General features: G+C 38.7%; 11 protein-coding genes, 3 tRNA genes, 2 rRNA genes, 1 pseudogene and 1 other annotated feature (1 of these 18 cut by a window edge). Of the genes and pseudogenes, 3 read left to right on the top strand and 14 right to left on the bottom strand.

Translation table 11 applies throughout. The features are described 5' to 3' along the window. Window positions 1-45: 45 nt before the first annotated feature. Window positions 46-258: a binding site (T-box leader), on the bottom strand. Window positions 259-361: 103 nt separating this feature from the next. The 7 genes from CYK55_RS03735 to CYK55_RS03705 all read right to left on the bottom strand — a co-directional run bounded on the left by CYK55_RS03735 (window position 362) and on the right by CYK55_RS03705 (window position 8,152). Continuing rightward, on the bottom strand, window positions 362-1,015 hold the full coding sequence (locus CYK55_RS03735; RefSeq protein WP_010736081.1) for a redox-sensing transcriptional repressor Rex: 654 nt from the start codon (window positions 1,013-1,015) through the stop codon (window positions 362-364). Window positions 1,016-1,274: 259 nt separating this feature from the next. Next, on the bottom strand, window positions 1,275-2,486 hold the full coding sequence (thiI, locus tag CYK55_RS03730; protein ID WP_126133966.1) for a tRNA uracil 4-sulfurtransferase ThiI: 1,212 nt from the start codon (window positions 2,484-2,486) through the stop codon (window positions 1,275-1,277). 19 nt (window positions 2,487-2,505) lie between these two features. Continuing rightward, the gene (locus tag CYK55_RS03725; RefSeq protein WP_126133965.1) at window positions 2,506-3,648 is read right to left on the bottom strand and encodes a cysteine desulfurase family protein; all 1,143 of its coding nucleotides are present in this window, start codon (window positions 3,646-3,648) and stop codon (window positions 2,506-2,508) included. Between the two features lie 199 nt (window positions 3,649-3,847). Beyond that, window positions 3,848-5,569 carry a septation ring formation regulator EzrA gene (locus CYK55_RS03720; RefSeq protein WP_126133964.1) on the bottom strand — a complete coding sequence of 574 codons (1,722 nt, stop codon included), beginning with the start codon at window positions 5,567-5,569 and terminating at the stop codon, window positions 3,848-3,850. Window positions 5,570-5,772: 203 nt separating this feature from the next. Continuing rightward, entirely contained in the window at window positions 5,773-6,327 is a 555-nt protein-coding gene (locus CYK55_RS03715; RefSeq protein WP_126133963.1) for an HAD family hydrolase, read from the bottom strand. A 31-nt stretch (window positions 6,328-6,358) separates the two neighbouring features. After that, window positions 6,359-7,198: a Cof-type HAD-IIB family hydrolase gene (locus CYK55_RS03710; RefSeq protein WP_034689119.1), complete on the bottom strand. Its 840-nt coding sequence runs from the start codon at window positions 7,196-7,198 to the stop codon at window positions 6,359-6,361. A 120-nt stretch (window positions 7,199-7,318) separates the two neighbouring features. Further along, window positions 7,319-8,152: a DUF72 domain-containing protein gene (locus CYK55_RS03705; protein WP_126133962.1), complete on the bottom strand. Its 834-nt coding sequence runs from the start codon at window positions 8,150-8,152 to the stop codon at window positions 7,319-7,321. A 143-nt stretch (window positions 8,153-8,295) separates the two neighbouring features. Between CYK55_RS03705 and CYK55_RS03700 the strand changes: the two genes are divergently transcribed. Further along, entirely contained in the window at window positions 8,296-9,264 is a 969-nt protein-coding gene (locus CYK55_RS03700) for an asparaginase (protein ID WP_010736088.1), read from the top strand. 202 nt (window positions 9,265-9,466) lie between these two features. On the opposite strand, the gene CYK55_RS03695 is transcribed toward CYK55_RS03700, so the two are convergent. The 4 genes from CYK55_RS03695 to CYK55_RS03680 form a co-directional block, all read right to left on the bottom strand. After that, window positions 9,467-10,216: an acyl-ACP thioesterase domain-containing protein gene (locus CYK55_RS03695; RefSeq protein WP_010736089.1), complete on the bottom strand. Its 750-nt coding sequence runs from the start codon at window positions 10,214-10,216 to the stop codon at window positions 9,467-9,469. 14 nt (window positions 10,217-10,230) lie between these two features. Continuing rightward, window positions 10,231-11,064: a fructosamine kinase family protein gene (locus CYK55_RS03690; RefSeq protein WP_034689123.1), complete on the bottom strand. Its 834-nt coding sequence runs from the start codon at window positions 11,062-11,064 to the stop codon at window positions 10,231-10,233. 181 nt (window positions 11,065-11,245) lie between these two features. Beyond that, window positions 11,246-12,574 carry an aminopeptidase C gene (locus CYK55_RS03685; RefSeq protein ID WP_023519252.1) on the bottom strand — a complete coding sequence of 443 codons (1,329 nt, stop codon included), beginning with the start codon at window positions 12,572-12,574 and terminating at the stop codon, window positions 11,246-11,248. 164 nt (window positions 12,575-12,738) lie between these two features. Next, window positions 12,739-12,812: transfer RNA gene (locus CYK55_RS03680), tRNA-Asn, on the bottom strand. Between the two features lie 199 nt (window positions 12,813-13,011). On the opposite strand from CYK55_RS03680, the gene CYK55_RS03675 reads away from it, so the two are divergent. Both CYK55_RS03675 and CYK55_RS03670 read left to right on the top strand, forming a co-directional pair. Continuing rightward, window positions 13,012-13,084: transfer RNA gene (locus CYK55_RS03675), tRNA-Thr, on the top strand. Window positions 13,085-13,245: 161 nt separating this feature from the next. Beyond that, a pseudogene (locus tag CYK55_RS03670) lies at window positions 13,246-14,294 on the top strand (ISL3 family transposase); the annotation flags it as partial. A gap of 40 nt (window positions 14,295-14,334) precedes the next feature. On the opposite strand, the gene CYK55_RS03665 reads toward CYK55_RS03670, so the two are convergent. The 3 genes from CYK55_RS03665 to CYK55_RS03655 all read right to left on the bottom strand — a co-directional run. Beyond that, a tRNA-Asn gene (locus CYK55_RS03665) sits at window positions 14,335-14,408 on the bottom strand. A 12-nt stretch (window positions 14,409-14,420) separates the two neighbouring features. Then, a 5S ribosomal RNA gene (gene rrf, locus CYK55_RS03660) occupies window positions 14,421-14,536 on the bottom strand. 90 nt (window positions 14,537-14,626) lie between these two features. After that, window positions 14,627-14,936: ribosomal RNA gene (locus tag CYK55_RS03655) — 23S ribosomal RNA — on the bottom strand; it runs 2,605 nt beyond the window's last position.

Genomic DNA, 14,936 nt, shown 5'->3' with positions numbered 1-14,936 from the left:
TGTCTTCCTCCTTTGAAATAAAGAAAACGTCCTAAATACTTTCGTATTTAGGACGTATAAATTACGCGGTACCACCTAATTTGTAATAGTTGCCTATTACCTCTCAAAGTGAGTTAACGATCACTACTCGTTCATCTCTACTCGATTCAAGACAAAAACTCCCAAGCTACCTTCACTAGCTTTCGTTAAGAACGTTCCACCATTCGTTCTCTCTCTCTAAACGTCGGACTAGTTACTCCTCTTGATCAACATCTTGACTCATTTTACAATGGTTAGTAGCCAAAGTCAATAAAAGCTCTTAATGAATCGCTGTTCGATTCATATAAAGACTCCACTTGGGTATGATCTTCCCACTTAGTTTTTACTTGGAAGGAAAGACTTGCGAATAATTTTCATCAAAATAGATCAATGTCTGTAGCTCAGTTGTCAGATCGATGTATTGCATATGAACATGTGGCGGAACATTGACCCGATCTGGCGCAAAGTTCAAGATCGCAGTAATGCCTCCTTTGACGATTTCGTCGATGGCTGCTTGTGAATACTTACTTGGCACAGTTGATATCGCCACTTTGATTCCTTCTTTTTCAACGATTTCACTAAAGCGATCCATAGGATAAACCATCACACCTTCGATTTCTTTTCCGACGATGGCTGGATCATTGTCAAATACACAAACAATATTCAAATTTGCATTTCTTCTAAAATTGTTGTGTTTCAATGCTTTTCCTAAATTCCCAAAACCAACTAAAGCGATTCTTTTTTCTTCCTCTGTGTTCAAAATTCGATCAAATACTTCAATCAAATACGGAACATCGTACCCATAGCCGCTTCGTCCTAATTCTCCTAAATGAGAAAAATCTCTACGAATCGTGGCAGAAGGTACTTGTGTGATCTCACTAAATTCATTTGATTTGATTCTTTGAACACCAGAATCATTCAACATATTTAAATAGCGCAAATATAAAGGCAACCGTTTCGCTGTTGCTTTGGGTAACGTTTCTGATTTTTCTCGCATATCGTTTCTCCTTGTTAATCATTTCACATAATTTTAGTTTAGCATGGAACAAAGAACCTCGCAATAGGAGGAAGCTTAACTCCGTGAAAAACAAGAAAAATCAGGCACCATCCACAAAATTTGACATACAATTTTCGTGGATGGCGCCTGATTTCTCGAGGCTCAACAATTGTCTCGTCCTCTTTCACTTGTCTACTTCTTGAGACTGGATCTTTTATTACAAATGATCGACTCGTACAAGAAGTACAAGTTCCTTCTTTTAAAGTAAATCAGAAAATTCTTTTACTTGTTCTTTTGCTGTTTCTGTGTGGATCGTTTCGATCTTTAATCCTGCCAATGCACGTTCGATCATCCCATCGATATCCAAACGTTCTTCGTATTGATGTACTTTTTCTAGTCGTGGACGAGTTTTGGGCTGTGGCGGTGCAAAAATCGTGCAGCAATCTTCAAATGGTTGAATGGACAAATCAAACGTATTGATTTGTTCAGCCACTTCGATAATCTCTAATTTATCCATCGTCGCTACAGGACGAATGATCGGCGTATTCGTGACCTCATTGATTGCCACCATACTTTGGAGTGTTTGGGAAGCCACCTGCCCTAATGATTCACCATTTAAAATTACTAGTCCATGACGAATACGGCGGATCTCATCTGTTAAACAAAGCATCATCCGACGTGTGATCGTCATCCAGTAGCCTTGGGGCACCACTCGTTTGATCTCTTCTTGCACTTCTGTAAACGGTACTTCGATAAATTCGATTTTACCAACATAGGGTGTCAGCTTCACTGTTAAGTCTTTCGCTTTTTGCAAGGCTTGTTCACTCGTGTAAGGTGGACTAGCAAAGTGGACAGCTTCAATTTCTACCCCACGTTTCATGGCATAATAACCGGCAACTGGAGAATCGATCCCTCCAGAAAGCATCAACATACCTTTTCCACTTGTACCGACAGGCAGACCGCCAGCTCCTTTGATCGTTTCATAGGAAAGATAAGCACCATCTCGGCGGATTTCCACACGCAACGCAATATCTGGCTTTCTCATTTGTACTTGGATATCCGGAAAAACATCGATGACTGCATTTCCTAATGCTTGGTTTAGTTCATTGCTGTCCAATTCAAAGCTATGATCACTACGTTTTGCAATGATCTTGAATGTTTCTTTTCCTGTATAGATTTCTTGCATGATTTCCTGAACCGCTTGTTTTAAACTTTGTACTTCTTTTTCTACTCGCACGCTAGGTGAAAAGTTTTGGATCCCAAATATCTTCGCTAATTTAGGGATAACTAAGTCTCCGTCTACACCATTCAACAAAAGATGCATCCGATCACGCTCTGCGTGGATCTTGATTTCAGGAAAATTGCTCAATGCCTGTCTGACATTTTGTGCTAACTGCATAATAAAACTTCGACGATTTTTTCCTTTTGTTGAAAGTTCACCATAGCGAACCATGATTTCACTGTACTTCACAACAACACTCCTCTGTTTCTTAATTGATGACTGAAAATTTCTTGTACAACTGTTTAAAGATGATCATGAATTGTTCGACTTCTGCCATCGTATTGCTTTCATCTAAGCTGACACGAATCGCTGAAGTAGCTAAATCATTGGGCACTTGCATCGCATGCAGCGTACTACTTGCTAGGTGCTTTCTAGAAGAACAAGCGCTTGTCGTAGAGACAAATATTTGTTTTTCTTCTAATGCATGGACCAATACCTCACCACGAATACCTTTTAATGAAAAACACAAAATATGTGGTGCGTAATCTTCACCTTCAGAAAAAATCGTTACTTTATCATACGTATGTAAAGCTTCAATCAATGCTTGTTTAAGATAGGCAGTTTGGTTTGGTTTTTGTGCTTTGATATCTAGAGCTAAACGCAGAGCTTTTGCCATCGCGACGATCCCCGGCACATTCTCTGTTCCACTCCGTTGATTTTTCTCTTGTCCGCCTCCAGTGAACAGCGGTGCTAACCGTCGGCCTTTTTTCCAATAAACAAAACCAACACCACGTGGCCCGTGAAATTTATGGGCAGAAAAAGTGGCAAAATCCACACGTTCAGTCAACCATTCCTCTAAAGGAACTTTACCAATCGCTTGTACCGCATCCACATGGAAATGGATTTTAGGAAAATCATTTAAAAAACTACTGATTTCTTTGATTGGTTGAATCGCACCTACTTCATTATTTACTGCCATAACGGAAACCAAAATCGTTTCTTTACGCACTAATTTTTTCAACTCAGCTACGCGGACGATCCCTCTTTTATCGACAGGAGCAATACTCACTTCGATACCTAGTTTTTTTAACTGCTCAGCTGTTTCACTGACAGCAGGATGTTCAACGCCTGATATGATCATGTGGTTACCGTAACCTAGTTTTTCAAGCATCGTTCCTTTAAGCACCCAGTTATTTCCTTCTGTTCCACCTGACGTGAAATACACTTCTTCTGGAGACACAGCAATCAGTTTAGCGATTTGTTTTCTCGCTTGTTGTAGCAGACGGTTCGCCTGATTGCCTAAATCGTGTAGACTTGATGGATTCCCGATGATCCGTTGACTTGTTTTGACATACGCATCCAAACTTTGCGGATAGATCGGTGTTGTCGCACTATTATCGAAATATATCATATTTAAACCTTCTTTTTTTGAAATTCTTACCTATTATAACGGTTGTCCCTTGTGCTTTCAAGTGGCGTTTTCTCCGAGTTGGACTCTATAAAAAAATCGATCGAATCAATATATTCCCTGCCCAACAGTTACTCATCAATGACTTCCAAAAAAAGACAACACTTGGCACTTGCCTGTGTTGTCTTTTTTGATCGCAGGATTATACTAAATCAGGATGATTGAAGTAAAAATCTTCGATTCGTTTGAATGCACCTGGTTCTGTGCGCTCTAATGCTGTGCCGATCTCATCCAAAGCCTCTTGATAGTGATATTCTTTATTGAATAAGTAATAACTCTTTTCAATGGCTTCTTTCACTTCTTCATGTGTGTGACGATAACGGTTCGCATATTGCAACATTTGCTCGGTTAATGCTGCTGCATCCACTAGGTCGTGGGTTTTCTTATCAAGTAACTCTAGATCTTCTTCACATAATGCTACCAGACGTTCGACCTCATCCATGTTGACTCTGATTTTATTCAACACAGTACTCAATTCTTCGATACGTTCTGTTGCCACAAAGAAAAACTCTAGATAATCATTTGGCAAACCTGGTAATCGTTGTTTTTCAATAAACCGTTTAAGACTGCGCAATTTAAATTCGAATGTATCGATTTTTTCTTGCGCTTCTTTTTCACCTTTTCTTAGTTCGTGTAAAGAATCGCTGATTTCAACCTGTTGGTTTTCAATATCTTCTAATACTTTGAAGACTTTCTTATAGAACGTTCTTACTTCTGAGTAAGGCACTTCATGTTGTTGTAACTGTGGTTTGATTTGTTCGTTTTGACGTTCGATTTCTTCCACTTCTGTTTGGAAACCACGTACACGCCCGATTTCGTTATGGTTCAATGTATAACTTTGAGCGGTATGATCTAATTCGATCAACAATTGACGATTGTTTTTCGTCGCATGTTTGATATATTGTTCGATCGTTACTTGATTTTTAGTCACAAATACTTGTGCTTCCATCTCACGTTCTAAAATATCGTATAATGCATCGATCAGATTAGCCGTTTCACGATTTTCAAATTCAACAGTTTCAACTTCCGTTTTCTCAATATTGATCAACGAACGTTCGATTCGACGATTGATCGTTTCGATATCGCCAGACAGGTTTTCTTCTGGAAAAACATACTCCTCTTTGATTAAGCGGTCATAGGTCTCTTGGATCTCTTCCACTTGCGCCGGGAAAGTCGTATTCAAATCTTCAAATAATGGCGGGATTTTTTTCATTAACGCATCCACTTCATACGTGTGTTTTTCCGCTTTATCCAGCACTTCACGGGCTTCAACTGGATCACCTGAAGTATTTAACGTAACAAATTGTGTAAACTCATTTTCAATCGTTTTCACTTGCTTTTGTAACTCAGGTAAAGCTGGACCGTATTGCTGTTCTTCTTCTCGGATCGTTGCTTTTAGCTCCTCATAAACGTCTAAAGCTTGTTGAACAGCTAAGGAATTACGTTCTTCTGTTTCACGCAATTCTTTTAAGCCGTCACGAATCTCCGCCACTTCTTTTTCCATTTGGTTCATGGTTGCTTCGGCTTCTTCCACTGCTTTTTTCCCTTTTAAGAATCTAAAGCTCTCGTTGAGATTTTCAACTTCAAAGATCTGACTTTCTAACTCGGCAAATGATGAGGTAGAGATGTCATTCCATTTTTGACTCCATTCACGAAAGGTATTTTGGCTTTGCCCCACTAGATGCATTTTTTTGACATCGTCAACTTCTTCAATCACAGGCAAGTCGAATAATTCTTCCTTGCGTTTTTCTAAGACGTCCAATCGATCTTGGTTTTTTTTCTTCATTACGTAACTAACCAAAAAAGCCAGAATGGCGACTATAATGATTGCAATGACGATCCCGATGATAACATTATTTCCCATTTAAGGTTCCTCCGTTTTCAATATGCATCTACTGTCTCTATTTGTTTATGATCAGACGAATCTGATTTGCATAACATTGTAAATACGTCTTTCGTGCAAAAAGACATCTATTTTATATTATAACATACTATGTTCAGTCATACACTACCTACATAAAAAATCTTTTTTGCTCTCTTTCTACCAACTAAAATGAGAAGACCTTATCAAAGACTCGTTGAAGAATTTTCTTCGGCAAATTTTACTCGCTCTGCCTTCTTCATTTGTTCCTTGATTTCCTTTGCGATCCTTTCTTCAGGGGCATAATCCTTTTGCCAATTGTCTGGCTTCAATACTTTGTTTGTAACAGGATCGTAGTGAGGTTTTCCATCTGGAAACAGTTTTCCCATATTCGCTTGATGGACAATATCAAAAATCCTCGTAGGATCAACGCCCAGCAAAGAAAAAGAGCCATACGTAAAATAAAGCAAATCGGTCAGTGCATCTACTTGCTCGACGAGACTTTCCTCTCCCCATGCCTGTTTTTTGAGAATCTTTTTTTCTGCTTGATCAAGTGCATCATGCAAGTATTGGACGGAATCATGCAATTTTTTCGCATCACCGTCACTTGCTGCTGCCACAAATTCTACTAACTCTTCGATTTTGAATCCTGCTCGGTCATCGGCATGTTTTTTTGTAAATGCAGTGGGTTGCTCTGGTATTCTTGGATCGAACGTCCGATGGAATCGTTCTACTTTTTGATAAGGTGTTTCTGGCTCCATAATGATTCTAGTCCTCCTAACTGACACACATTCAATCAACTATCCCAAAATGCTTCAAACCTTTATAAATACCATCCTCTTCATTCGAAGCCGTGACAAAATCAGCTTGCTGCTTCACACCAGTTGGCGCATTGCCCATTGCAACACCAATTCCAACTCCTTTTAGCATTTCAACATCATTGTAATGATCGCCAAACGCCATGATTTCGGACAATGCAATTCCTTTATTTGTCGCAAATTGTTGGATTCCTAACAATTTTGACCCCCCTTTAGGAATAATATCGACCGTATAAGGATTGGAACGTTGGAACGAACACTCTGGGAATCGTTGGTCAAGCTTTTCTTGCTCAGATGTTTGGCTCAATAAAATACATTGATAAATTGGCTCGTTCAAGATCGCTAATGTTTCATATCGTTTTCGTTGTCGATGAGGACTGAACACTTGCAAGATTTTTTTTAACAGACGTACAGGGAATTTTTTGGGTAAGTGATTGACGATTTTTTTGATGATGATCGATTGTCCTAGCATCATTGTCGTTGAACCATCTAGTTGATCTCGCCCACCAAAAATGATTTGTCGGTGATGGGCATCCGAAAAGTGAACGATATCCGCTAATACTGTTTTATCAAAAGGATGGTCGACGATCGTTTGATTACGGTCAAAGACTAATTGACCATTGTAGACGACGAACATGTCTAGTTCAAGTTCATCGATCACTTCTTTCATTCTTACAGGGCTGCGCCCAGTGGCAACACCGCATAATATGCCTTTTTTTTGTAGTTGATCAATCGCATATTTAGTTGAAGCCAACGCTTTTGCCTGGTTGTTGACTAATGTGCCATCGATATCAAAAAAAACTGCTTTGATCATGTCGTTCCATCACCTCTTCCGATTATTATTTAGTAAAAATTCCTAGTTGAACAGTTTCATTTCTTATTGGTAAGGCGTGCTTGCTACTTTTTATATAGAGTGGTTACAAAAGCCAGATCTTCAAAACAAATCGATTTGTTTTGGGTTAAGCTCATCTGGTTCGATTCCTAAGATTTTTTGTAATGCCAAAGCATTTTCAGCCGCATCTCCACCAGAGTTATTATTGAAGATCACCCCAACATGTTTTGTTACACCGTCTACTTTTTTGATGGCTGCTGCTAATTCCTGTAATTCTTCTTCAGAATAGCGATACAACGTTCTTTTTTTTCGCCAATCCTGATCATTTGCTTGCCAACCTTGCCCATTTCTTCCATGAAAACGGAAAAGGGTAAAATCCGTATTTGTCACATAAGGATCGAAAGGAATCGTCGTATTCAGTAATTGTGGCTCATCAATGATTGCTAAGGAAAACATCGCACGAGTCATAAACTGTCTCGTGCGTGACAGAAATTGGTCGCTGTACCAAGAATAGTCACGTAACTCAATAGCTACCGGATAGCCATTGAACCATTTTCTTAGTTTTCTTAAATAGGCAACATTTTCTTTGGTGCATTTAAATGAAGCAGGGAATTGAACTAAAAAACAAAAGAGTTTTCCTGACTCGCTCATCGGTGCCATCACATCTAAAAAGCGTTCAATCATCTCTTCTTCGGATTGATAATACTTCTGCCAGTTGCCTTGACCACTGATTCCTTGGTAAGCTTTCATCACGAAGCGAAAAGATGCTGGTACTTCACTCACCCACTTCTCCACAGAGGACTTTCTTGGGATACCATAATAGGCGGTATCTAATTCGACGAATGAAAGGACACTCGCATAATCGTAAAGAGTATTATTTTTTTTTCCTGTTAATTTGTCATGTTCTTTAAATGATGTCAAGCCAATTTTGATCACGACGAATCACTTCCATTCGTTTAAATTCATTTTATCTTTGTTCCCAAGTTGTTCCGTTTGATTCATTCATAGCAAAACTCTTTTATATAGTATACAATAAGCTAGAAACCCTATGCAAAATTATTCGTGAGGAAGTTCTGAAAATGAAAAAAATTCTTATCTTACACACAGGCGGCACGATTGCCATGAAAGAAAATTCTTTAACAGGTGGCGTAAGTCCAGATGTGGCTAACCCACTATTAGATGCAGAAGTAACGATTCCAGAAAATGTTGATTTGATCATGGAAGATATCTTTAATCTTCCTTCCCCGCACATCATGCCTAAACATATGTTACAACTTAAAGAAAGAATCAATCAAGCCGTTCTTTCTGACATCCAAGGTGTCGTGATCACCCATGGGACAGATACGTTGGAAGAAACAGCATTTTTTCTAGACTCAACGATTGGTGATAAATTACCGATCGTCTTAACAGGAGCGATGCGTTCAAGTAATGAGTTAGGTAGCGATGGTCTATATAATTTTGAAAGTGCGATCCGGGTAGCAAGTTGTGATGAAGCAAAAGACAAAGGTGTTTTGGTGGTGATGAACGATGAGATCCACTCAGCACGCTATGTCACTAAAACCCACACGACTAATGTTGCTACTTTTCGTACTCCTACGTTAGGACCAATCGGTTTGATCACTAAAAATCGTATATTGTTTATGCAAGAATTACTTGAAGCGCAAAGACTAGATATCGCATCAGTCAAAGGAACGATCCCAATCGTCAAAGCCTATGCGGGTATGCAAGGTGATTTATTAGAAGCACTTGCCCATTCGAAAGTCGACGGTCTGGTCATTGAAGCTTTAGGCGCTGGGAACCTGCCTCCGCAGGCATTAACAGCATTAAAGAAACTCTTGATCCAAAAAATACCAGTAGTCTTGGTTTCTCGTTGTTTCAACGGAATCGCTGAACCCGTCTATGATTACGAGGGTGGCGGAAAAGAACTCGCAAGTATGGGCGTTATTTTTTGTAATAGTATCAATAGCCAAAAAGCTAGAATAAAACTTTTGATTGCCATTAACGGTGGCTTGTCAGAAGAACAGTTGATCAAATTTATGACACAATAGAAATCAAATTGAGTAATACAGAGCTTGTACGTCTCATCATATTGAAAACTCAATAGAAGCTACAAACACATCATTGTTAAACGGAGTTCCAAATGAAACTCCTTCAGAAATAAGCGCGAAAAACCAAAAATTGGAAGAACAATTTTCGGTTTTTCGCGCTTATTTATCGAAGTAAATACCTTACAATCTTATCTCACTCGATTTATTTTGTTTCTTCATTTTTCTCCCATAAGATATTTGCTGCACAATAAAGTTGCTCTTGCATTCTGATCTCATGTCTCGTTTTTACCTCTGTTCCAGATACCGTTTGTTCATAATGACTCTCGATCTCATTGCCATATTCAACTTCTTTATCAAAACGGATCAACACATGTTTAGGTGTATGTGTTGTCAAAAAATCGTAACCTAAAACATCAATGATCCAGTTGAAGTACATCGCATTGTTCACATGTTGATTGCTGTCAATATCATAAAATCGCACACGATATGGCAACATCAAGCCCGATTCGATTGGCTCGATTTTTTCTTGTCGTTTGATTTTCTTGATTTTTTCACTTTCAAAAGGTGCAATGATTTCTTCATTCACACTACTCATCTTACGGTTCACTAGATCCATCAAAACAAATACTGATTCGATTTCAACTAATTCATTTCCTTCCTCATCATGAATCCAAAAATTACGATAACAAAAGAATTTATTATACTGCATCGCTTGTGTGGTAACATCGATTTTTTCACCGACATGAGGCAAACGATTGATGTTCATCGAATAGTTCGTGATTACCCAAGTCAAGCCAAAGCTACTGACAAAGTCTGTTCCTCGGCCTAAATGATCACTTTGTTCTTCCGAAGTCTTGATGACCACACCCAGCATGGACGGAAAAGTCATTGTTTTGTTGATATCACATTCATAATAAGATACTTCATGTTTTTTTGTATATTTTTGTGCCAAAAGAAAACCTCCAATTACTTCTTCATTAATATATGATCGACCTGTGTCCCATAACTCTCTCCAAACATATTGAGATGCGCCAACAAGTAATAGAGTTGATAGAGTGGTAAACGACTCTCCCAGCCCTCTTCCAATGGCCAGCTTTCTTGGTAAGCTTCCAGGAATTCAGGACGAAAGCCACCGAACAACTGACTCATCGCAATATCTTGTTCGCGATTCCCATAAGAAACTGCTGGATCGATAAACACTGGTCTTCCTTGCCTGTCATAGAAAACATTACCACTCCATAAATCTCCATGCAAGAGGCTAGGCGTAATCTTCCGATGATCGCCACGATTTAGTAGTTCTTTTTTTAACCGCTGATACTCTTTTTCACGTGTTTCATTCCATCGATTGTTTTTCTCCGCTATGTCGATTTGAGCCTCCAAGCGATTTTTGAAAAAGAAGGTCCACCAATCTTCTTCAAATGTATTGAGCTGTGGTAAACTCCCTAGATAATTGTCCTTGCGAAAACCAAACTGTGGTGCAGTTGAACGATGGATTTTTACTAAGTCTTTTGCCAGTTCTCGAGGATCACCTTTCCCTGGTTCAATCCATTCCATCAATAGATAGGCACCTTCATTTGTTTCGCCTAACATATAAGTTTCAGGTACTCGTACATGTGGTGCAAGCTCTTTCAGACCATCCACTTCTGCTTCAAAAAAACGTTTGGTCACATGAGGATGGATTTTTAGAAAATAGGATTTTTGCTGTTCTTCAATTCGATAGTTTTGATTCACATCTCCCCCAGTAATCGGTATCACCTTACCACTCAAACGAATCTCTGTTAACACTTCTTGGATATCCATTTTCACTCCTCCTTGCTATTTCACAAGATCGATGATTCATCGATCAAGCACGCCCGCAACAACTCCTATATCATTTTAAAGTATAACACAGGTATTTATAAAATCCTGAAATCAAGAAATTAACAAAAAACAGATACAGAAAACTATCAAGTCTCTGTATCTGTTTTGATTGATATTGAAATTAAGCTAATGCCCCCATTGGGTCCCAAGGAGCTAATAAAATTGGTTCAGCATTAAATGCGGCTAGCTGTTCTTCCGTCAATAAATCTTTGCGGACAACGATTTGATACGTATATTCATCCATCCACTCGTCACTCATCACAAAAAACCCTTTATCTCCGACTTTTTCTCCCCAGCTGTTTTCGACTTTCCATTTCGTTGATTTTCCATCAACTAAATCGACACCAGTCAAGACCATCGCGTGAGTCATCAAGCTTTCTCCATGATCCAAACGCTCCGCTTTCGTCATAGAAAAATCTAAATCAAATAATTCATCCATCTCATAAACGTCTGTTGCCATGATGCCACTATCTCTTGTAGAAGATTGACCAACATCACACCCAAACCACACAGATTCTCCTTGTTCCAATTGAGCAATCGCTAAATTTTTGAACGTTGTCATATCGACATTAAGATATTTGACTTCTTTTCCTCCCACAACATTCCCTAACATTTCAACCGTATAAGAGCGATCGTAAGGCTTGTCTGCCGTCGGTGCATTGATGATACTTACATAATCATCCAAATTTACACCAATATATTTATCGTAAAACATTTGCGGAGTCAATTGTTGATCGATATGGTAATTTTTTTCTTCGTCTCGATACTCAAAATCAAATTCAGTTGGTGGAGTACCTAAAGAAGTTGTTAGAAATTGATAGATCCCAGCTAACATCTTTTCTTTTTCTACTTGGATCTCTTCATTTGTTTTTCCTTCTGCCACTAATTGACGTAGTTTAACGGCGTCTTTACGCAATAATTTGTTTAAATAGTTATTCAAATCACGAGAATTTGAGCTATTCGCGCTTTCTGGCATCACTGATTTTGGTACGACACCATATTTTTGGAATAATGATACGATCATATCCCATTGTCCACCATCTTGTTGGGGAACAGCTAGTAAAAAAGCGACTTTACGACTGTCTAATGCTTCATTACCAGTTGCAAGAATATTTTCATAAAAATAGTTTGCTTTCTCGTATTTATCCCAAAAGAAAGTATAATTTTGGGATAATTCAAATTCTTTCAAGTGGAATTGATTCAACAATTTGTGACGGAATGTATTCAACGCCGCAAACATCCAGCAACGGCCAGATTGTTTTTGGTTTGAGACTTTCCCAGTCGCTAGATCTACAGAAAATACCGGTGTGTTTTTTGTATGTGAAGCAATATTTTCTGCTGAAGCTGTGATCCCATTTTTTACAACAGCATTTTGTAAGGCTTGCTGCTTTTTATTCGTTTGAAATTGATCGGCAAATTTTTTTGTCATATCTGGTGTAATCGCGTTCATTTAATCATCCTTCCCGATTGAAAATATATCTCCATTTTACTCTTTAACCCTTTGAATTACAACGTTCTATTCTGAAAATTCAGAACAATCATGCGATTCAATTTGCGTATTTCCGTTGGAAAACAAAAAAAGTCTAAGAGAACTCTCCTAGACTTTTTGTATTACTCCGGCAGTAGGACTCGAACCTACGACATCATGATTAACAGTCATGCGCTACTACCAACTGAGCTATGCCGGAATCAAATTACATAAATATAATATCAATTTTCATCATATAACGCAATACTTTTTTTCGAATTTTTAAATAATTACTAATTAACCATCGTTATTTTATATTTGTGAAAAACAACTCAATTTCTTTTAAATGTTGTCTGTTCAAAGAGAAAAGTTATTGACAAATGACCATAAATTAGTTATCCTATTTAGGTAGTAAAAATGCCGCTTTAGCTCAGCTGGTAGAGCGCTTCCATGGTAAGGAAGAGGTCGACGGTTCAAGCCCGTCAAGTGGCTTTTTGTAAGACAGCGTTACTTCAACGTTGTCTTTTTTTATTTCTCCAGGATGTTTGAGCTTATTGATTTCTTTGGCTCTACAATTTATGTTAAAAAAGCATATCGTTCTCTAGTATGATTAAATCACCACAAAATAAACAACTGAGAGGACGATATGCTATATGAATGATTCTATCAAAAAAATGCTGAGATTAATAGATAAAAATTTGATGATTACTGAGTTCTCTTACGAGATCTTTCATAAAGAAAAGACATTGATCATTCATGCTATTCTCTCACCTGATCCTCGTGCCTGTAGAAGTTGTGGTTCTACTGTGGTAGATGGAAATGGGAAAGCAATTGTGTTGAAAAATGGAAAGAAGGAAATCATTGTCCGCTTTGAACAATACGATCCTATGCCAATGATTATACGCTTAAAAAAGCAACGCTATACCTGTAAAACTGTCGTCCCCATTGGACTGCTCAAAGCTATTTTGTCCGCCCAAGACATTCAATTGCGGATCCTGTCAGATATAAAATTGCTTCTTTACTGACTGAAAAAGTCTCTTTATCTTTTAATGTGAAAAGTTGTCAGGTATCTTTGACTGTCGTTATTCGTATATTGAAAGAGTTTAAAAGCTATTTACCAAAGCCCACTAAGAGGATTCTCCCCAAAGTATGGATGGTTGATTGGTTGATGAATTTCGTTCCCACACTTCCATAAAAGATAAAATGATCTTTATTTGCGCGGATGGAGAAACAGGTAACTTAATTGATATCTTACCTATGCGTAAATTACCTCGATTAACAAACTATTTCTTAGGCTGCACCAATCCAAAAGAAGTAAAATTCTTAGTCACAGACAGGAACGCCGCCTACTTCCAGCTCACTAAACGCGTTCTGCCAAATGCGAAAGTAGTGATTGATCGGTTTCATATTAGCAAACACGTGAATCAAGCTTTCAATGAGTTGCGTATCCGTGAAATGAATGAACTGCGTAAAGCAGGACAGTAAAGCCATGCAGAAAAACTGAAAAAGAACTGGCGCTTTCTGCTAAAAAAATCGTACAAACATTAACCACTATGGATATAAAAAATGGAAAAGTTTCCGAGCACCTAAATACCCATTTCTTACTGAAGCAATGATGATTGATCGATTGCTTAGCTTTTCCACGCCCCTAAAGGAGGCATATCCCGTATTCCATATTAACAAAGAACCATTTCTTTCAAAAACAACAAAAAAACACAACAGGATCTGTTGTGTTTCAAGAACTCCGGCAGTAGGACTCGAACCTACGACATCATGATTAACAGTCATGCGCTACTACCAACTGAGCTATGCCGGAATAATAATACCAGCGTGGCGGCGTCCTACTCTCACAAGGGGCAACCCCTCACTACAATCGGCGCTAAGAAGCTTAACTTCTGTGTTCGGCATGGTTACAGGTGTATCCTTCTCGCCATCGCCACCACACTTGGTGTTATCTATCTTTGAGTAAATCTTGTTCACTCAAAACTGGATTTGAAGTATCAGTAAGAAACTCTCCGAGTTTTTCATTTTATTTTGGTTAAGTCCTCGATCGATTAGTATCAGTCCGCTCCATACATCACTGTACTTCCACTCCTGACCTATCTACCTGATCATCTCTCAGGGATCTTACTTTCTTAAAGAAATGGGAAATCTCATCTTGAGGTGGGCTTCACACTTAGATGCTTTCAGCGTTTATCCCTTCCCTACATAGCTACCCAGCAATGCCCTTGGCAGAACAACTGGTACACCAGCGGTAAGTCCATCCCGGTCCTCTCGTACTAAGGACAGCTCCTCTCAAATTTCCAACGCCCGCGACGGATAGGGACCGAACTGTCTCACGACG

This window comes from Enterococcus mundtii (assembly GCF_003957375.1).
GTDB classification, from domain to species: Bacteria; Bacillota; Bacilli; order Lactobacillales; family Enterococcaceae; genus Enterococcus_B; species Enterococcus_B spodopteracolus.
The sequence above is the reverse complement of the archived record's forward strand: the minus strand, read 5'-3'. Positions and strand labels throughout refer to the sequence as shown.